Annotated in this window: 16 protein-coding genes; 15 read left to right on the top strand and 1 reads right to left on the bottom strand. The window is 43.3% G+C overall.

Going from position 1 to position 19,376, the window contains the following annotated elements:
* Window positions 1–18 precede the first annotated feature (18 nt).
* From leuB to V1500_RS19965, 10 genes are all read left to right on the top strand, one after another.
* Window positions 19–1,131, top strand: coding sequence for a 3-isopropylmalate dehydrogenase (leuB, locus tag V1500_RS20010; RefSeq protein ID WP_409302018.1), 1,113 nt, complete (start codon window positions 19–21; stop codon window positions 1,129–1,131).
* Window positions 1,132–1,273: 142 nt separating this feature from the next.
* Window positions 1,274–2,698, top strand: coding sequence for a 3-isopropylmalate dehydratase large subunit (leuC, locus tag V1500_RS20005; RefSeq protein WP_409302016.1), 1,425 nt, complete (start codon window positions 1,274–1,276; stop codon window positions 2,696–2,698).
* A gap of 39 nt (window positions 2,699–2,737) precedes the next feature.
* On the top strand, window positions 2,738–3,340 hold the full coding sequence (gene leuD / locus V1500_RS20000; RefSeq protein WP_409302014.1) for a 3-isopropylmalate dehydratase small subunit: 603 nt from the start codon (window positions 2,738–2,740) through the stop codon (window positions 3,338–3,340).
* 277 nt (window positions 3,341–3,617) lie between these two features.
* Window positions 3,618–4,634 carry a tetratricopeptide repeat protein gene (locus tag V1500_RS19995; protein ID WP_409302012.1) on the top strand — a complete coding sequence of 339 codons (1,017 nt, stop codon included), beginning with the start codon at window positions 3,618–3,620 and terminating at the stop codon, window positions 4,632–4,634.
* Between the two features lie 182 nt (window positions 4,635–4,816).
* Window positions 4,817–6,115: a trigger factor gene (tig, locus tag V1500_RS19990; RefSeq protein WP_409302010.1), complete on the top strand. Its 1,299-nt coding sequence runs from the start codon at window positions 4,817–4,819 to the stop codon at window positions 6,113–6,115.
* 405 nt (window positions 6,116–6,520) lie between these two features.
* Window positions 6,521–7,789, top strand: coding sequence for an ATP-dependent protease ATP-binding subunit ClpX (clpX, locus tag V1500_RS19985; RefSeq protein ID WP_409302008.1), 1,269 nt, complete (start codon window positions 6,521–6,523; stop codon window positions 7,787–7,789).
* A 183-nt stretch (window positions 7,790–7,972) separates the two neighbouring features.
* Window positions 7,973–9,640 (top strand): ATP-dependent protease LonB, encoded by a 1,668-nt coding sequence (lonB, locus tag V1500_RS19980; RefSeq protein ID WP_409302006.1) that lies wholly within the window; start codon window positions 7,973–7,975, stop codon window positions 9,638–9,640.
* A gap of 293 nt (window positions 9,641–9,933) precedes the next feature.
* The gene (gene lon / locus V1500_RS19975) at window positions 9,934–12,255 is read left to right on the top strand and encodes an endopeptidase La (RefSeq protein WP_409302004.1); all 2,322 of its coding nucleotides are present in this window, start codon (window positions 9,934–9,936) and stop codon (window positions 12,253–12,255) included.
* Entirely contained in the window at window positions 12,252–12,833 is a 582-nt protein-coding gene (yihA, locus tag V1500_RS19970; protein WP_409302002.1) for a ribosome biogenesis GTP-binding protein YihA/YsxC, read from the top strand. Before lon ends, yihA begins: the two co-directional genes overlap by 4 nt.
* Before the next feature lie 137 nt (window positions 12,834–12,970).
* Window positions 12,971–13,717: an NAD-dependent protein deacylase gene (locus V1500_RS19965; RefSeq protein ID WP_409302000.1), complete on the top strand. Its 747-nt coding sequence runs from the start codon at window positions 12,971–12,973 to the stop codon at window positions 13,715–13,717.
* A gap of 9 nt (window positions 13,718–13,726) precedes the next feature.
* Here V1500_RS19965 and V1500_RS19960 read toward each other — a convergent pair whose 3' ends face one another.
* On the bottom strand, window positions 13,727–14,212 hold the full coding sequence (locus V1500_RS19960) for a LiaF transmembrane domain-containing protein (RefSeq protein WP_409301998.1): 486 nt from the start codon (window positions 14,210–14,212) through the stop codon (window positions 13,727–13,729).
* A gap of 236 nt (window positions 14,213–14,448) precedes the next feature.
* Between V1500_RS19960 and hemA the strand changes: the two genes are divergently transcribed.
* From hemA to hemB, 5 genes are read left to right on the top strand one after another with little or no spacing between them, the layout of a single operon-like run.
* Complete coding sequence (gene hemA / locus V1500_RS19955; protein ID WP_409301996.1) at window positions 14,449–15,795, top strand: glutamyl-tRNA reductase; 1,347 nt, start codon at window positions 14,449–14,451, stop codon at window positions 15,793–15,795.
* A 12-nt stretch (window positions 15,796–15,807) separates the two neighbouring features.
* A complete protein-coding gene (locus tag V1500_RS19950; protein ID WP_409301994.1) occupies window positions 15,808–16,641 on the top strand; it encodes an inner membrane protein YpjD in 834 nt (277 codons plus the stop codon).
* A 9-nt stretch (window positions 16,642–16,650) separates the two neighbouring features.
* Window positions 16,651–17,580, top strand: coding sequence for a hydroxymethylbilane synthase (gene hemC / locus V1500_RS19945; RefSeq protein ID WP_409301992.1), 930 nt, complete (start codon window positions 16,651–16,653; stop codon window positions 17,578–17,580).
* Window positions 17,580–18,353, top strand: a complete 774-nt coding sequence (locus V1500_RS19940) for a uroporphyrinogen-III synthase (RefSeq protein WP_409301990.1) — start codon at window positions 17,580–17,582, stop codon at window positions 18,351–18,353. The genes hemC and V1500_RS19940 overlap by 1 nt, the downstream gene beginning before the upstream one ends.
* Window positions 18,354–18,364: 11 nt before the next feature.
* Window positions 18,365–19,348 carry a porphobilinogen synthase gene (gene hemB, locus V1500_RS19935; protein ID WP_409301988.1) on the top strand — a complete coding sequence of 328 codons (984 nt, stop codon included), beginning with the start codon at window positions 18,365–18,367 and terminating at the stop codon, window positions 19,346–19,348.
* Window positions 19,349–19,376: the final 28 nt, after the last annotated feature.

Below are 19,376 nucleotides of genomic sequence, written 5' to 3'. Positions count from 1 at the left end.
CAAAAGGAGGGATCTGGAATGAAGAAGAAAATAGCAGTGCTGCCCGGAGACGGGATTGGAAAAGAAGTGACAAGGGGTGCTATAGAGGTTCTTGAAGCAGTTGCAGAAAGGTATGACCATCTATTCCAGTTCCAGTATGGAGAAATTGGCGGCAGTGCAATTGATAAGACAGGCTCTCCACTTCCTGATGAAACAACCGAAATATGCAGGAGCAGCGATGCCGTACTTCTCGGTGCGGTAGGCGGTCCAGCATGGGACGATCAGCCGTCCAATCTGCGGCCTGAAAGGGGGCTGCTCAAGATTCGCAAAGACCTGAACCTGTATGCTAATCTTCGTCCCATCAGTTATTATGCGAGTTTGTCAGAGGCTTCTCCTTTAAGGAAAGAAATTATCGAAGAAGTAGATTTTGTGATTGTAAGAGAGCTCACTGGAGGCTTGTATTTTGGCAAGCCGAGTGAAAGAACGACCTACAAAGGTAAGGAAGCAGTAATCGATACTTTATTTTACCAAAAAGAAGAGATTAGCAGAATAATAGAGCTTGCCTTCCAGCTTGCCCGGTCAAGAAGAAAGAAAGTAACCTCGGTCGATAAGGCCAATGTGCTTGAATCGAGCAGGCTATGGCGTGAAACTGCTGAAGAGATTTCGGCAAAATACCCAGATGTAGAGCTGGAACATATGCTTGTGGACAATGCAGCAATGCAGTTAATACGAAATCCAAAACAATTTGATGTCGTCGTAACGGAAAATATGTTTGGGGATATCTTGAGCGATGAGGCTTCGGTATTGACTGGGTCGCTAGGCATGCTGCCTTCAGCATCACTGTCCATAAATGGCCCTAATCTTTATGAGCCCATTCATGGTTCTGCACCTGATATCGCAGGAACCAATGCTGCTAATCCAATTGCGATGATCCTATCGGCTGCTTCTATGCTGCGCTTGTCCTTTGGTTTAACAGAAGAGGCCGAAGCGATCGAAAGGGCAGTGAAGGATGTTCTGGATTCCGGCTTTAGAACAAGCGATATCTCGAAAACAGGGGCACGAACGCTCACCACAACTGAGATGGTTGCTGAAATTAAGGCTGCCATCCTGGATCAGGCTGCTATCTCGGATATTATGGGAGCTTACGCGTAACATTGGAAATCATTTAGGCATGGCCTTTCAACCGGGCTGTGCTTTTTTATAAACAACGCATCTGGATATTACAGCGCAAATGGACCGGAACTTCAATGCTGGTGGATTTTTTACGGCGGTCATGTCATTAAGGAGGAAGACGATGAAAAAATCAATCATTGAGAAAATATGGGATCGGCATGTTGTCTTTCAGGAAGAAAATAAGCCTGATTTGTTATATATTGATTTGCATTATATCCACGAAGTGACCTCTCCCCAGGCTTTTGAGGGCTTAAGGATGAAGGGCAGGAAGGTGAGGAGGCCTGACAGGACCTTTGCCACGATGGATCATAATGTTCCAACTGTGAACAGGTTCTTGATTCATGATGATATAGCCAAAAAGCAATTGAACGCACTTGAGCAAAACTGCCGGGACTTTTCGATACAGCTTGCCGGTTTGGATAGCCCCGACCAGGGAATTGTCCATGTTATTGGGCCGGAGCTTGGGCTGACACAGCCTGGAATGACCATAGTATGCGGCGACAGCCATACATCGACACACGGAGCTTTTGGAGCCATAGCTTTTGGAATCGGCACGAGTGAAGTGGAGCATGTCCTTGCTACACAAACTCTGTGGCAGGATAAGCCTAAAACATTAAAGCTTGAAATCAATGGGCAGCTTGGAAAAGGTGTCAATGCAAAGGATGTCATCCTTTATATTATTTCCAGGTTTGGAGTAGGGTTTGGAACTGGTCATATCATTGAATATTGCGGCGATGTCATTCGCAATATGTCAATGGAAGAAAGAATGACAGTTTGCAACATGTCGATCGAAGGCGGTGCAAGAGCAGGATTGGTTAGCCCTGATGAAACGACTTTTGCTTACTTGAAGGGCAGGAAGCATGCGCCTTCCGATGAAGTGTTCGATCAATATGTGGAAGAATGGGAAAGTCTTTCCAGTGATATAGGAGCAGAATATGACCGGGTAATTACCATAGATGGAAGTGAGATATCACCAATGGTAAGCTGGGGAACAAATCCTGGGATGACAAGCCCGATTGATGGATATATCCCTAGGGAAGGCGAGACTCATTACGATAGTAAATCCCTGAATCGTGCGATGCAATATATGGGTCTGGAGCAGGGCATGGCCATAAAGGATATACCTGTTCAGCATGTATTTATCGGATCGTGTACAAACTCCAGAATTGAAGATTTGCGCCAGGCTGCTGAAATGGTGAAAGGCCATAAAGTTAAAGAAGGCGTCAGGGCAATGGTGGTTCCTGGTTCACAGAATGTAAAGCGTCAGGCTGAAAGAGAAGGGCTGAATTTAATATTTGAGAATGCGGGCTTTGAGTGGAGAGAATCGGGCTGCAGCATGTGCTTGAGCATGAATCCGGATGTAGTGCCGGCAGGTGAGCATTGTGCATCGACTTCAAACCGCAACTTTGAAGGCAGACAGGGGTCTGGCGCCCGAACCCATCTGGTCAGTCCTGCCATGGCAGCAGCAGCAGCCTTGCACGGAAGATTCGTGGATATCCGAACATTTGAGGAAACAAGGGAAACCGCCGGAACTGCCAGTTTCTAAGGATTGACAAGCCAAATATCAAGTGGGAGATGCAGATGTATGAAACCAATTACCGTTTATACAGGAAAAGTTGCAGGATTAGATAGGGCAAACGTGGATACAGACCAAATCATCCCGAAGCAATTTTTAAAAAGGATTGAGCGCACTGGTTTTGGACAGTTTTTATTCTATGATTGGCGTTACGATTCGGCAGGCAATGAAAATGAAGACTTTGAATTAAATCAACCGCACAACCAAGGGACAAGCATCCTCGTTGCGGGAGAGAATTTCGGATGCGGCTCCTCCAGGGAGCATGCGCCATGGTCACTTCAGGATTATGGCTTTGACATCGTGATTGCTCCTTCGTTTGCTGATATTTTCAAGAGCAATTGCTTTAAAAATGGAATTTTGCCTATCACATTGCAAAATGAGGAAATTGCTTATTTATTGGAAGCCTCTGACCAGGCTGATTATGAATTAACCGTAGACCTGCCAAATCAGACAGTGTCGGATGTCCGAGGGTTCGGTGCGAGCTTTGAAATACTTCCATATTGGAAGCAAATGTTGATCAATGGTTGGGATGAAATTTCTATTACTGAGCAATACGATAGTTTTATTGATGAATTCGAGGCAAAACAAACCGGATTTTCTTCTATTATATAGTGCAAAAAAGAGTTTCGGAAAGAATGATTGACTCCATAAGGCTTAATTGTGTACAACAATTAGCCTAATGGGGTCATTTTTTGATAGCCTGGCAAATGACTGATATATCCAGCTCTGTATATAGGACACTTTCCATCTGCGGATAAAATTTATAGTTACATCATGCAGTGCCAAATGAAAGGATGGCAGGATCGGCAATGGCGGAAAATTTTGTATTTCATACAATTACGTGCTAAACTGTTTTTCATTAAATGATAAGCACAGGGCGGAGTTGCATATGAACGGACAAAACAAAAATGATAACATCATTCCGATTCCGAATTTGGCGGAAAGACTTATAAATAAAGGACTGGAGAGACTTTCACAAAAGGATTTCCGGCAGGCAGCACAATTATTTTCCCAGGCGCGCGAGCTTGAACCTGATAACGCCGATCTGAATGTAGGACTTGTTGTGTCATTGGTAGAACTAGGGTTTTATCCTGAAGCCAGGGACCTTTGCAATGAACTCTTGAAAAAAGGGATAGGAGATTATTTCCAGGTAGTCAATATCTATTTAATGGTGCTCCTTCAGTTAGGTGAGCATGATGAAATGACTTCCGTGATAGAAGCTTTGCTTGATGATAATCTGGTGCCGCCGGATAAGGTCGAACACTTCGAGAAAATGCTGCAATTCAGCAAGAGGGTACGCGAGGAAAAAAAAGCGCAAACAGCGAAGAAGGATGAACCGGAACAGCCGGTAAATTGGGATGAGCTTATCGAAAACAAAAATGATACGGAAATACTTTTGGCTATCACCAAGCTTGCGGAGGTTAACGTCCGCCCATATATTCCCCATATACAAAAGTTCCTGGTCGACGAGCATAGGCATCCATTTTTAAAGACTATCCTATTGAATATCTTAAAGGAACAGGAATATGACAAAAAAATTAAAGTCCATAAGTTTTCAAGGACAATTGATCTCATTCCTGCCGCCCTTGGAGATTTATCGGAGGATTCTTTTCTGGTTCAGACTGGTGATCTGGCAGAAAAGAATCTGGGGCAGGAAAATCCTACCCTGAATGATATTGTCCAAGGTTTGATAGAAAGGCATTATTTCGTTTTTTATCCACTTGACCCATCTGAAGGGGAATTTGCTCTGTGGGCAGCTGCCTACCATGCCTTAGCTGCGGAATATCAGGGGGTCGAACCAAACCTGGATGAGCTCTCCGCACTTTATGATGCAGATATTGAGGATATAGCCGATATCATCGCATATCTTAAGGAAATTGAAGAAATTTCTTACCCCATTATTTAAGCTATAGTTGTTGAAACAGGCCGAACCTGTGTTATAATGTAGTGGTTGTAATGTATATAATACACGAATACTGCGGATGTACATAAGAATTTAGGTATATCCGAAGGATGACTTGTTTAAAAGACCAGCATATTCATCCGTTACTTAATTTATGAAGTATATAGATTTTTGGAGGGAAACACATGTCTGTACAATGGGAAAAGCTAGAAGGAAACCAAGGCGTCCTAACTGTTGAAGTAGATGCTGCAAAAGTTAACGAGGGCCTTGACGCTGCTTTCAAAAAGGTAGTGAAGCAAGTAAACGTGCCTGGATTCCGTAAAGGGAAAATGCCACGCCAAATGTTTGAAAAGAGATTCGGTGTAGAATCATTATACCAGGATGCTCTTGACATCATTCTTCCGGACGCATATGCGCAAGCTGTAGAAGAGGCTGGAATTAATCCGGTTGACCGTCCTGAAATTGACGTAGAGCAAATGGAAAAGGGACAAAACCTAATCTTCAAGGCAACTGTAACTGTAAAGCCTGAAGTGAAACTAGGCGAATATAAAGGTTTGGAAGTTGAAAAATCCGACACAGACGTAACAGATGAAGAAGTTGAAGAAGCAATCAAGTCCCTTCAGGAGCGCCACGCTGAGCTAGTAGTGAAAGAAGAAGGCGGAGCTGAGCTTGGAGATTCAGTTGTAATCGACTTCGAGGGATTTGTTGACGGTGAGGCATTCGAAGGCGGAGCTTCTGATAACTATTCATTAGAGCTTGGTTCTAATTCTTTCATTCCTGGTTTCGAAGATCAATTGGTAGGCCTTGAAACTGGTGCGGAAAAGGACATCGAAGTTACTTTCCCAGAGGAATATCATGCTGCTGAACTAGCTGGCAAGCCTGCAACATTCAAAGTCAAGCTGCATGAAATCAAAACAAAACAGCTTCCCGAACTTGATGATGAGTTTGCGAAGGATGCAGATGATGAAGTAGAAACACTTGCTGAGCTTAAAGAAAAGACAAGAAAAAATCTTGAGCATGATAAAAAGCATCAGCAAGAGCATTTTGTTCAGGATACTTTGGTTGAAAAAGCTTCTGAAAATGCACAAATCGATATTCCGGAAGTCATGGTTGAGAATGAAGTTGAGCGGATGATGCAGGAATTCGAACAGCGTCTTCAAAGCCAGGGCATGAACCTTGAGCTTTACTATCAATTCTCCGGCCAAGATGAGGAAGCTCTAAAAAGCCAAATGAAAGAGGAAGCTGAAGGACGTGTACGTACAAGCTTAACTCTTGAAGCAATCGCTGATGCAGAAAATATTGAAGCTACTGAAGAAGATGTTAATGCAGAAGTGGAAAAAATGGCTGAAATGTATAACATGGATGCTGAAACAATCAAGAAAGCGCTTGGAAGCCTTGACGGAGTTAAATCCGATCTAAGAATCCGCAAAGCCATTGATTTTCTTGTTGAAAACAGCAAAACTGTAGAAGCATCAGCTGAATAATAATGCATATTACGGGACAAGGCGCGAATATTCGTGCCTTGTTTTATACATATCTTGAATGGATGAAAAGTTAGCGGCCCCTTTTTGTACTTTTGCAAATTTTTCCTGATTGATTTTTTGCTATTTTCAGTGTAGATTAATGCTAACGCTGCATATACATATTTGTATGATCCTTGTTTTTTATTTCTAAAGGTTTGGGAAAACTGGTAAAGGGCAAAATACATATTAATGGATTTTTTTTGGACAACTTACATTGTTATAAGCATTTTTCTTACATTACGGGCGGGAACATGCTACAATGCAAATCAACACATAACATTAGGTGCTTACAAAGAAGGAATGTCTAAACATTAACAGAGCCTTCTCTGTGTATAGATTGGAAGAGTTTAAAAGGGGTGAGAGTTCATGTTTAAATTTAATGATGAAAAAGGACAGCTAAAATGTTCTTTTTGCGGCAAAACACAAGAACAGGTGCGCAAGCTCGTAGCGGGTCCTGGTGTATATATTTGTGATGAATGTATTGAGCTCTGCACAGAAATCGTGGAGGAAGAACTTGGTACTGAAGAAGAAGTGGAATTTAAGGACGTACCAAAGCCAAAAGAAATCCGCGAAATTCTTGACGAGTATGTGATCGGGCAGGAGCAGGCGAAGAAATCCCTTGCGGTTGCGGTGTACAATCATTATAAAAGGATTAACTCCAATAGCAAGGTAGACGATGTAGAGCTTTCAAAGAGCAACATTGCGTTAATAGGACCGACAGGAAGCGGTAAAACCCTTCTTGCACAAACATTGGCCCGATTATTGAATGTTCCGTTTGCAATTGCTGATGCTACTTCCTTAACAGAAGCTGGCTATGTGGGGGAGGATGTAGAAAATATCCTGCTAAAACTAATCCAGGCTGCCGATTATGATGTAGAAAAGGCGGAAAAAGGCATAATCTATATCGATGAAATCGATAAAGTGGCCCGTAAATCCGAAAACCCATCCATCACTCGTGACGTTTCAGGTGAAGGTGTTCAGCAGGCATTGCTTAAAATCCTTGAAGGAACGGTTGCAAGCGTGCCGCCTCAAGGAGGACGCAAACACCCTCATCAGGAATTCATCCAAATTGATACAACGAACATCCTTTTCATCTGCGGAGGAGCATTTGACGGAATTGAGCCAATCATCAAACGCCGACTTGGGCAAAAAGTAATAGGCTTTGGTTCAGATAATAAGAAGGATGATGTAAAGGAAAAAGAACTTCTTTCCAAGGTGTTGCCTGAAGACTTGCTGCGTTTCGGACTAATTCCTGAATTTATCGGTCGTTTGCCGGTAATCGCTACCCTTGAACAACTTGATGAGGATGCGCTTATTGAAATACTTACAAAGCCAAAAAATGCTCTAGTCAAGCAATATCAAAAAATGCTTGAGCTCGATAACGTGGACTTGGAATTTGAAAAAGAAGCACTTGTCGAGATCGCTAAAAAGGCAATTGAACGCAAGACTGGTGCACGTGGCTTACGATCAATCATTGAAGGAATCATGCTGGAAGTCATGTTTGATTTGCCTTCCCGTGACGATATCGAGAAATGTATTATCACCGGGGAAACTGTTTCTGAAGGCAAACCTCCAAAGCTGGTGTTAACTGACGGAACGACTGTAAAAGGTGAAGAAAAGAAAACCTCTGCTTAAGCATTAGAATAGAGCTGCCAACATGGCCGCTCTTTTTTATTGCTTTCAAGCATCAATTCACCGCCCTGCTGCACAAACTTTTGATGCAATGTACGAAAACGATCCTCTGAATAATTGGATTAATTAGATTCATCAAGGGGGATACTAGCAGTACTACATACAAGGGTTGCAGGAGGGAATGTGATGAGCTGGACTGGAATTGCGTTGTTAATCCAATTATTTTTTGGAATTGTAATTGGCCTTTACTTTTTAAATTTATTAAAGGGGCAAAGGTCACAAAAGGTTACCATAGACAGGGAATCCAGAAAGGAAATGGACCAATTGAGGAAGATGCGGTCAATCTCGTTGACCGAACCTCTTTCCGAGAGAGTCCGCCCGGCTGCTTTTGCTGACATTGTTGGCCAGGAAGACGGGATCAAAACCTTGAAGGCTGCATTATGCGGCCCCAATCCGCAGCATGTTATCATCTATGGGCCGCCGGGAGTGGGCAAGACAGCAGCCGCCCGACTAGTATTAGAGGAAGCAAAAAGAAACCCGAAATCTCCTTTTAAGTCTTCTGCTGTGTTTGTTGAATTGGATGCAACTACAGCACGTTTTGATGAAAGAGGAATTGCAGACCCGCTCATTGGCTCGGTTCATGACCCGATTTATCAGGGGGCAGGCGCAATGGGGCAGGCAGGAATACCTCAGCCCAAGCAGGGAGCTGTCACCAATGCGCATGGCGGGATTCTTTTTATCGACGAAATAGGTGAATTGCACCCTATCCAGATGAATAAACTGTTAAAGGTACTTGAGGACCGTAAAGTGTTTTTGGAAAGCGCCTATTATCAAGAGGAAAATGCAAATATTCCGACACATATACATGATATTTTCAAAAATGGCTTCCCTGCAGATTTCCGGCTGGTCGGAGCCACCACCAGAACACCAAATGAAATTCCTCCTGCGATTCGTTCAAGATGCCTGGAAGTATTTTTCAGGGAACTTGACAGGAATGAAATTGTTGAGGTCGCAATGAACGCGGTTCGCAAAGTAAACCTGCGTATAAGTGAGAATGGGCTTAAAATGATTTCCGATTACGCCCGGAATGGCCGTGAAGCTGTAAATATGGTTCAAACCCTGGCTGGTTTGGCAATAACGGAGGACAGAACAGAAATTTTGGACGAGGATATCGTATGGATTGCGAATAGCAGCCAGCTGAATCCGCGTCTGGATGCTAAAATTGGAACAAAGCCAAAAGTTGGATTGGTTAATGGCCTGGCGGTAAGCGGACCGAACAGCGGGATGCTTCTGGAAATTGAGGTCACTGTGGTGCCTGCAGCTGAAAAAGGCAGCATAAATATAACCGGAATCGCTGAAGAAGAGAGCATTGGAGGCGGCGGAAAATCCATCCGAAGAAAGAGCATGGCGAAAGGCTCTGTCGAAAATGTTATCACCGTTCTAAGATCCCTTGGTGTTCCTGCAGACCGCTTCGATATCCATGTTAACTTTCCAGGAGGAGTGCCGATCGACGGACCGTCAGCGGGGATTTCAATGGCTACAGGCATCTATTCTGCCATATATAAAATTCCGGTGGACCATACCATTGCCATGACAGGCGAAATAAGCATACATGGGAATGTAAAACCAATCGGTGGTGTAATACCAAAGGTTAAGGCGGCGAAGCAGGCCGGTGTCACTGCTGTGATCATTCCGGCAGATAATGCTCAGTCGATTATTAAGGATATAGAGGGAATAGAAATAATTCCTGTCCGCCATGTAAAAGAAGTATTTGAAAGAACGCTAAAGAAGGAACTTATAGCGGAGGATATCCTTTCAGAGCTGGGAGATTTACCAAAAAGAGAGAGCATCTGATTTTTAATTTTAGGCGCATGCATCGAAGTATCTGTACGGAGCAATCGAAAATAAACCGTTTTTTCTTATCTAATATAGGGAAAAACATCAGTGATACAAACAGATAGACAATTTGTTTGTAAATAAGTTAGAATTGTTTAAAGGTTGGCATGACTGGTAATATTTTTTAACTCTTTGGAAAAATTTCAAAGTGTATCATTAACGCATTGACACAAATAATGTTACACTTTAGCAAAAGAAACCGATAGACCAAATGCATAACCATGCAATTTTAGATTTGGAGGTGTCAGGCAATGGCTGATAACGAAATCATCGTCCCCCTCCTGCCGCTTAGAGGACTGCTTGTATATCCGACTATGGTGCTTCACTTGGATGTTGGAAGGGAAAAATCTGTACAAGCCCTTGAGAAAGCAATGGTGGAAGAGCATCTTATCTTTTTAACGACACAAAAAGATATATCCCTGGATGAGCCAGGCGAAGATGACATATATCAAATGGGAACACTCACAAAAGTAAAGCAGATGCTTAAGCTTCCTAACGGGACAATCCGTGTTTTAGTCGAAGGATTAAACCGTGCGGAAATAGACGCATTTTACGATAATGACATATATTTCAGCGCCCGGCTTAAAGTATATGAGGATAGCACAGAGAAAGAAACCGAGCATGAGGCCCTTATGCGGACCCTGCTCGATTATTTTGAGCAGTACATTAAGATGTCCAAGAAAATTTCAAATGAGACCTTTTCTTCTACTGCTGACATCGAAGAGCCAGGCAGACTGGCCGATATAGTCGCTTCCCATCTGCCGCTGAAACCAAAGGAAAAGCAGGAGATCCTTGAAACAATAGACGTAAAGGAACGCCTTAGCCGTGTAATCGAGATCATCAACAACGAAAAGGAAGTCCTTAATCTCGAAAAGAAAATTGGCCAGCGGGTCAAACGCTCTATGGAAAGAACACAGAAGGAATACTACCTTCGCGAACAGATGAAAGCAATACAGAAGGAGCTGGGAGACAAGGAAGGGAAAACCGGAGAGGTCGCGCAGCTTACCGAGAAAATTGAGGCGGCAGGGATGCCGGACCATGTGAAGGAAACAGCGTTCAAAGAACTGGATCGATATGAAAAAGTGCCTACGACTTCAGCTGAAAGTGCTGTAATTCGCAATTATATAGATTGGCTGGTATCCATTCCGTGGACAAACTCGACCAAGGATGACTTAAATGTCCAAAAGGCAGAAAAAATCCTGAACCGTGATCATCATGGTCTTGAAAAGGTAAAGGAACGTGTATTGGAATACCTGGCAGTGCAGCAGCTGACACGTTCATTGAAAGGTCCCATCCTTTGTCTTGCAGGACCTCCGGGAGTCGGTAAAACGAGCTTGGCTAAGTCTATAGCTACATCGTTAAACCGCAATTTTGTCCGTGTCTCACTGGGAGGTGTACGGGATGAATCAGAAATTCGCGGTCATAGAAGGACATATGTTGGTGCCATGCCGGGCAGGATCATTCAGGGTATGAAGAAAGCGGGAACCGTCAATCCGGTATTCCTGCTTGATGAGATCGACAAAATGTCCAATGATTTCCGGGGAGACCCATCCGCAGCAATGTTAGAAGTATTGGACCCTGAACAAAATCATAATTTTAGCGATCATTACATTGAGGAACCGTATGATCTTTCAAAAGTAATGTTTATTGCAACGGCCAACAATTTGGCCACGATACCGGGCCCTTTGAGAGACCGTATGGAAATCATTTCAATAGCGGGCTATACTGAAATCGAAAAGCTCCACATTGCCAAGGACCATTTGCTTCCACGCCAGCTGGAGGAGCATGGGCTGCAAAAATCCCAGCTTCAAATCCGTGATGATGGTTTCTTTAGAATTATCCGCTACTACACAAGGGAGGCAGGTGTGCGGAGCCTGGAACGTCAGCTTGCAAGCATTTGCCGCAAAACCGCTCGAATTGTGGTATCAGGAGACAAGAAACGCGTAGTGGTCTCTGATAAGAATGTGGAGGAATTTTTAGGGAAGCCAATGTTCCGTTATGGACAGGCGGAGCTTGAGGACCAGGTAGGAGTGGCAACAGGACTTGCATATACAACTGTAGGCGGGGACACTTTGCAGATCGAGGTATCATTGGCTCCGGGAAAAGGAAAACTTGTGTTAACCGGAAAGCTTGGGGATGTTATGAAAGAGTCAGCTCAGGCTGCATTCAGTTATATCCGTTCCAAAACAGAACAGCTGGGCATAGAGCCAAACTTCCATGAGAAATATGATATTCATATCCATGTGCCTGAAGGGGCCGTGCCAAAAGATGGACCGTCTGCAGGTATTACGATTGCTACTGCACTGATATCCGCCCTTACTGGAAGACCGATAAGACGGGAAGTCGGTATGACAGGGGAAATTACATTACGAGGCAGGGTCTTGCCTATTGGCGGACTTAAAGAGAAATCCTTAAGCGCACACCGGGCAGGCCTGACAAAAGTAATATGCCCTAAGGACAACGAAAAGGATATCGAGGATATTCCAGAAACAGTCCGCAACGAACTGGAATTTGTTCTTGTCTCTCATGTCGATGAAGTTCTTGAGCATGCACTGGCAGGTGACAATGAATGAAAGTGACAAGCGCGGATATTGTAATCAGTGCTGTCAAGCCTGAACAATACCCGGCTGAACCATATCCAGAGTTTGCTCTGGCTGGGAGATCGAATGTAGGTAAATCAAGTTTCATCAATAAAATGATAAACAGGAAGAACCTTGCAAGGACTTCATCAAAGCCGGGAAAGACTCAGACATTGAATTTTTATATCATCAATGACTCCATGCATTTTGTGGATGTTCCCGGATATGGCTATGCCAAAGTTTCTAAGTCCGAGCGCGCAGCCTGGGGAAAAATGATCGAGACGTATTTTACCATGCGCGAGCAATTAAGAGCTGCACTGTTGATTGTAGATCTACGCCATCCGCCAACACAGGACGATGTGTTGATGTATGATTTTTTAAAGCATCATGACTTGCCATGTATCGTCATTGCTACCAAGGCAGATAAAATTCCTAAAGGAAAGTGGCAAAAGCATCTAAAGGTAACAAGAGAGACTCTTGATATGGATAAAGAAGATGAGTTGATATTGTTTTCAGGGGAAACAGGCCAGGGGAAGGATCAGGCTTGGGCTGCCCTGCAAAGTTTTATGTAGATAGTTAAAGAGGCAGGGGGATCCCCTTGCCTCTTTTTATCAAAATGCCATTACTTTCTTATATTAACGCTAGCTGCAGTGTTGCTATAGAACGAACAAGGAACTACATACATATCCTACGGAAGGGTTGTTGACCGATGAAAGAGGCAGAGCAGCTTGATAAACTGGAGAGTTGGATAGACAGCAGCATCAGGATAGCTGTTTTGACGGGGGCAGGTGTGAGCACGGAAAGCGGCCTAAAGGATTTCCGCTCAGAGGCGGGATGGTTTAACAAGGATGAGCCGATCGAAGCCTATCTTTCAAGGCCCTATTTCAACCGGAATCCGGAGAAATTCTGGAACAATTATAAACAAATTTTTCATCTCTCATCCCTGGATCAGTATGAACCAAATTCCGCACATTTATTTCTTAAAGCCCTTGAAAGGCAAGGAAAGGATGTCACGATTATTACTCAAAATGTTGATGGCCTGCATCATAAGGCGGGCAGCAGCAAGGTGATTGAAGTCCATGGTTCTGTAATGACCCCAGAATGTCCATTATGCGGATGCTCCTATGAGTTTTCTTATGTGCTGGAATATGATACCCCGGTGTGCAAACAGTGCGGCACAGTCTTGAATCCAGGGATTGTTTTATACGGGGACGCCATACATGGATGGGAAGAAGCAGAAGAAGCAGTCATGAAAGCTGACCTTTTCCTGGTGATGGGCACTTCCCTTTCTGTCTCTCCTGTCAATATGCTGCCGACTCTAGCAAAAACGGCGAATGTAAGGTACAGGGTGTTAATAAATGAAGAAGTGACTCCCATGAATGATTACTTTAATCTTTTTTTACAACAGAGGCTTGGGGCTGTTTTTGAAAGAGAAAGAAATGAGAATCAGGAATAAGCCTGATTCTCATTTCTTTTTGAAGAAAAGCATATAACCTCCTGCAGCAATCAGGACAAATGGCCAGAATTTTAATGCGTTGGAAAAGCTTGATTCTAAAGTCCCCAGCCAGGTAAATACCTTGTCATAAAATAAGGTGAGTATGGAAACAACTAATAAAAGCAGCCCGTGAAACATCCCGCTGTTCGTCTTTCTTGCCTTCAGAATAAACCCCAGGGCGATGATCAATATGAATATCCCTATGTGATCAGGCCAGGCTTTAAATCTTTCAATCATATGGAAATGCAGTCCAAACCCGAAAAGAATCACTCCGGGAAGAATGGATTCATTATCCTTGCCAGCATAGGCCTGGGCCAAAAAAGCAATCCCTACAATACATAAAAGAGTGGGCCATGTATAAAAACCAGGGAAAATATCCACTTGGGACTGTTCCAGAAAAAAATAGAGCCCAAAACCTATAAGTATGACGCCAGGGAAAATTCTTTGTGTCTTCAAATTATAGCCTCCTAAGTCAGTTCGAATACTTGATGTTATGTATCGATTTTGGTATGGTACTTTTGTACGGTATGTCGAATTGGGTAAATATTGAATGTTGGATGAATATTGTTTGTATCATTAATATGGTAGCATATGAATTCATTAACTGTTCATATTTTTTGCGTTTAATTTGTATTATACATGTTATAATGGTTGAGGATTATAAACTTCTTATTTAGCTGGGGGTGTTAAGCATGCATATTCTGACAGTTGGATTAAACTATAAGACCGCCCCAGTAGAAATTCGTGAAAAACTATCTTTTAACGAAGCCGAACTTGCGGATGCAATGAAGGCTCTTTCAAATAAAAAAAGTATCCTGGAAAATATCATTGTTTCCACTTGTAATAGAACGGAAATTTATGCTGTGGCAGACCAGCTCCATACAGCCAGATACTATATAAAAGAATTTCTATCTGAGTGGTTCGAAATAGATCAAAAAGAATTTTCTCCTTTTCTATTTATATATGAAGGCGATGGTGCAGTCGAGCATCTTTTCCATGTAACCTGCGGCTTGAATTCAATGGTTCTTGGAGAGACGCAGATTCTTGGACAGGTCCGTTCCAGCTTCATGCTTGCCCAACAGGAACAAACCATCGGAACTGTCTTCAATCATCTATTCCAGCAGGCGCTGACGCTTGCTAAAAAGGCGCATGCAGAAACAGAAATTAACACAAATGCTGTCTCTGTAAGCTATGCTGCTGTTGAGCTTGCTAAAAAAATCTTTGGCAGTCTCTCAGGTAAGAATGTCCTCATCTTAGGTGCCGGGAAAATGGGAGAGCTTGCTATTCAAAACCTTTACAGCAACGGTGCGGATCATATCACTGTAATTAACCGTACATTTGAAAAGGCTGTGGCACTTGCAGAACGTTTTTCGGGACATGCAAGACAGCTGCAGGAATTGCAGTGTGCATTGATAGAGACTGATATATTAATTACTTCAACTGGGTCAAAGGATTTCGTTGTAACCCATGAAATGATGGATTCGGTAAACAAGCTGAGAAAGGGACGGCCGATCTTTATGGTGGATATCGCTGTTCCGAGGGATTTAGACCCTAAGCTTGCGAAGAATGACAATGTATTCCTTTATGATATTGATGATCTTGAAGGAATCGTGCAGGCCAATCTGCAGGAACGAAAGGTTGCGGCCGAAAAAATCTTGATCATGATTGAAGCTGAGATTGTGCAATTCAACCAGTGGGTTAACCTTCTTGGCGTTGTACCGGTTATTTCAGCTCTACGTGAAAAGGCATTAACCATCCAGAAAGAAACGATGAACAGCCTTGAGAGAAAGCTGCCTCATTTAAGCGAACGAGATTTTAAGGTGCTGAACAAGCATACGAAGAGCATTATTAATCAAATGCTGAAGGATCCTATACTATATGCGAAGGAAATTGCTGATGATCCCGATGCAAGTGATGCATTGAACAGATTTATGAAAATCTTCAATCTTGAGGATTTGGTGATGGAACAGACTCCGGCAGTGCAAGAGCATAAAGAGAATTCAATACCAGCTCTACATTCCATGCCTGCCCAGGCCTAAACGGGGTATCCTATGTTAGAGTTATCATTAACTAGATTGCATGAAGGTACCGTACTGCTGTATGCGTTAAGCGTGCTATTATATTTTATCGATTTTCTTCATAATAACCGGAAGGCAAACCGCATTGCCTTCTGGCTTCTTGCAATTGTTTGGCTTTTACAAACAATTTTTTTATTTCTTTATATGGTAAAGACGGGAAGATTCCCGGTGCTCACCATTTTTGAAGGATTGTATTTCTATGCGTGGGTTTTGATTACCCTGTCACTTGCCATTAATAGATTGCTAAGAGTAGACTTTACGGTTTTCTTTACAAATGTACTTGGTTTTATCGTGATGGCCGTACACACCTTCGCACCGGTACAGATGGAGTCATCCGTACATGCCCAGAGACTGGTTTCGGAACTGCTCCTTATCCATATAACAATGGCTATCCTTTCGTATGGAGCTTTTTCCCTTGCCTTTGTGTTTTCATTGCTCTACTTAATACAATATGATTTACTTAAGAGGAAAAAATGGGGGAAGCGGCTCGTAAGGCTGGGAGATCTGTCGAAACTCGAGCATATGTCGTATGTTCTTTCAGTCATTGGAGTGCCAATGCTTTTATTCTCAGTGATTCTCGGACTGCAATGGGCTTACATTAAAGTTCCTGACCTTTTCTGGTTCGATCCGAAAATCATCGGCTCGTTCACAGTATTGGCCGCCTACAGTGTATATCTATATTTAAAAGTACGGAAGCAGGTTTACGGTAAAACATTGGCTTTAATCAATATAGCTTCATTTTTAGTCGTGATTATTAATTTTTCCCTGTTCGGGACTCTTTCAAAATTCCACTTCTGGTATACATAGGAGGATAAAATGAGAAAAATTATCGTGGGCTCAAGGAGAAGTAAGCTGGCACTAACGCAAACAAATTGGGTCATTGACCAATTTAAGCAGCTTGGCGTGCCTTTTGAGTTTGAGGTTAAGGAAATCGTTACAAAAGGTGACGAAATCCTGGATGTGACTTTATCAAAGGTGGGAGGGAAAGGTCTGTTTGTTAAAGAAATCGAACAGGCCATGCTAAACAAGGAAATAGATATGGCTGTACATAGTATGAAGGATATGCCTGCCATTCTCCCTGAGGGGCTGACCATCGGATGTATCCCGGCAAGAGAAGACCATAGGGATGCATTAATATCGAAAAATGGACTTTCCTTGAATGAGCTTAAGGAAGGGGCTGTAATAGGAACAAGCAGCCTTAGGAGAGGTGCCCAGCTCCTTGCAAAGAGACCTGACTTGAACATTAAGTGGATAAGAGGAAATGTTGATACACGTCTGGATAAATTGAAAAATGAAGACTATGACGCGATTATTCTGGCGGCAGCAGGGCTTTCTCGCCTCGGCTGGAAGCAGGAAGTCGTGACTGAATTTCTTGAGCCGGATATCTGCCTTCCAGCAGTCGGACAAGGAGCACTTTCCATTGAGTGCAGAATAGATGATCATGAGCTTCTTGCTGAACTGGAAAAGCTTAACTCTGTGGAAACAAAAGCAGCAGTGGAAGCAGAAAGAGCTTATCTGTACAAAATGGAGGGAGGCTGCCAGGTTCCAGTTGCCGGGTTTGCGGCCGTGGAAGATGGCTATATTAACCTCAGGGCTTTAGTTGCTTCACCGGATGGAAAAACGGTGTTTGAGGAGCAGGTTAAAGGAATGAATCCGCAAGAGGTTGGCTATGAAGCGGCAAGAAGGCTGACAGAAGCAGGAGGCAAGCAACTGATCGACCAGGTAAAGCAGGAGCTTGACCAGTAATGAGAGAGCAGACCTCCCTCCAGGGCTATAACATTCTTGTTACAAGGGGACGGGAGCAGGCAGCCTCGTTAATCTCCAAGATTGAGGATTCAGGGGGAATTGCTTATTCAATTCCCCTGATAGATTTTATTGACATTGAAAATAACGAGATTACCGATAAATTATTGGCCGATGTGGATCAATATGACTGGGTAATATTCACAAGCCAGAATGGTGTAAAATTTTTCTTCCAACATTATCAGGGATCCAAATTGCCCAAAATAGCTGTAATAGGCAGCAAAACATGCAAAGCGCTCAAGGTGCTGGGGTATATGCCAGATTTTATGCCAACAGAATTTGTAGCTGAAACCTTTGTAAAAGAATTCTTGCCAATTTTGCAGCCCGGAGCCAAGGTACTGCTGGCAAAAGGGAATCTTGCCCGCAATGTGATATCCACTGCTATCAATAAAAGCGGTTCCACATGTGATGAAGTTATTGTGTATCGAACAGTTATACCAACTGATAGTGAACGGCGACTGGCAGATCTGCTGAAGGATCATGTGCTGGATGCAATCACGTTCACAAGTTCCTCGACAGTGCAGCATTTCATGGATATTGTGTTGAGGCACGGGCTGGAACAAGAGGCTAAAAAATGTGTTTTTGCCTGCATCGGTCCAATTGTTAAACAAACTGCCGAAAAGTACGGTCTTAACGTGGCGGCATGTCCGGCTGTGTACACTGTAGAAGAAATGGCCATAAGCTTGGGAAAATATTTTCAAATGGAAAAGGACTAGGAGGAAGTGTTATGAATAATCTTCAATTCAATCGTCACCGCCGTTTGCGGAATACTGCCGGTATGAGGGCATTAGTCCGGGAAACGTATCTTCATAAAGAAGACTTGATTTATCCGATCTTCATTATCGATGGAAATGGTGTAAAAAATGAAGTAACCTCCATGCCTGGAGTATTTCAAATTTCATTGGATTATTTAAAGGCTGAGATGGAAGAGGTCAGCAGCCTTGGCATACCATCTGTTATCTTATTTGGTGTCCCTCATGAGCATGACAAGGATGAGCAAGGAACTGGCGCTTACTGCCATAATGGTTTGGTACAGGAAGCAACACGCCAGATTAAAAAGGACTTTCCAGAGATTGTCGTTATCGCTGATACTTGCTTATGTGAATATACAAGCCATGGACATTGCGGGGTCGTCGAAAATGGCAAAATCCTAAACGATGAGTCACTTGAACTTCTTGTAAAAACAGCTATCAGCCAGGCTGAGGCAGGGGCAGATATTATCGCACCGTCCAACATGATGGATGGTTTCGTCGCAGCAATCCGTGCCGGGCTGGATGAGGCCGGATATCAGGATATCCCGGTCATGTCTTATGCAGTTAAGTATGCATCAGCCTTCTACGGACCATTTAGAGAAGCGGCTAATGGAGCTCCCCAGTTCGGGGACCGCAAAACATACCAGATGGATTATGCAAATAGGCTGGAGGCTTTCCGCGAAGCTGAATCAGATGTTAATGAAGGAGCGGATTTCCTGATTGTTAAGCCTGCACTGTCCTACTTGGATATTGTTCGTGACGTGAAGAATAATTTTACCCTGCCAGTAGTTGCGTATAATGTCAGCGGTGAATATTCCATGATCAAAGCAGCAGCCCAGAACGGATGGATTGATGAAAAATCAATAGTCATGGAGATGCTGACAAGCATGAAGCGCGCAGGAGCAGATTTAATCATCACTTATTTTGCAAAAGATGTGGCGGGCTGGCTAAACGACTGATTAGTGCCAAATGAGCAGGCCAATACAC

The sequence above is a fragment of the Peribacillus sedimenti genome, assembly GCF_046237635.1.
GTDB lineage: Bacteria > Bacillota > Bacilli > Bacillales > DSM-1321 > Peribacillus > Peribacillus sedimenti.
This window is presented reverse-complemented; position numbering and strand designations above follow the sequence as displayed.

What these genes read in the sequence shown, in the direction of transcription:
- leuD (WP_409302014.1), top strand. Translation starts at nt 2,738, where the DNA reads ATGAAACCAATTACCGTTTATACAGGAAAAGTTGCAGGATTAGATAGG.
- V1500_RS19965 (WP_409302000.1), top strand. Translation starts at nt 12,971, where the DNA reads ATGAAAGAGGCAGAGCAGCTTGATAAACTGGAGAGTTGGATAGACAGC.
- clpX (WP_409302008.1), top strand. Translation starts at nt 6,521, where the DNA reads ATGTTTAAATTTAATGATGAAAAAGGACAGCTAAAATGTTCTTTTTGC.
- V1500_RS19940 (WP_409301990.1), top strand. Translation starts at nt 17,580, where the DNA reads ATGAGAGAGCAGACCTCCCTCCAGGGCTATAACATTCTTGTTACAAGG.
- yihA (WP_409302002.1), top strand. Translation starts at nt 12,252, where the DNA reads ATGAAAGTGACAAGCGCGGATATTGTAATCAGTGCTGTCAAGCCTGAA.
- hemA (WP_409301996.1), top strand. Translation starts at nt 14,449, where the DNA reads ATGCATATTCTGACAGTTGGATTAAACTATAAGACCGCCCCAGTAGAA.
- V1500_RS19995 (WP_409302012.1), top strand. Translation starts at nt 3,618, where the DNA reads ATGAACGGACAAAACAAAAATGATAACATCATTCCGATTCCGAATTTG.
- lonB (WP_409302006.1), top strand. Translation starts at nt 7,973, where the DNA reads ATGAGCTGGACTGGAATTGCGTTGTTAATCCAATTATTTTTTGGAATT.
- leuC (WP_409302016.1), top strand. Translation starts at nt 1,274, where the DNA reads ATGAAAAAATCAATCATTGAGAAAATATGGGATCGGCATGTTGTCTTT.
- leuB (WP_409302018.1), top strand. Translation starts at nt 19, where the DNA reads ATGAAGAAGAAAATAGCAGTGCTGCCCGGAGACGGGATTGGAAAAGAA.
- tig (WP_409302010.1), top strand. Translation starts at nt 4,817, where the DNA reads ATGTCTGTACAATGGGAAAAGCTAGAAGGAAACCAAGGCGTCCTAACT.
- hemC (WP_409301992.1), top strand. Translation starts at nt 16,651, where the DNA reads ATGAGAAAAATTATCGTGGGCTCAAGGAGAAGTAAGCTGGCACTAACG.
- V1500_RS19950 (WP_409301994.1), top strand. Translation starts at nt 15,808, where the DNA reads ATGTTAGAGTTATCATTAACTAGATTGCATGAAGGTACCGTACTGCTG.
- lon (WP_409302004.1), top strand. Translation starts at nt 9,934, where the DNA reads ATGGCTGATAACGAAATCATCGTCCCCCTCCTGCCGCTTAGAGGACTG.
- hemB (WP_409301988.1), top strand. Translation starts at nt 18,365, where the DNA reads ATGAATAATCTTCAATTCAATCGTCACCGCCGTTTGCGGAATACTGCC.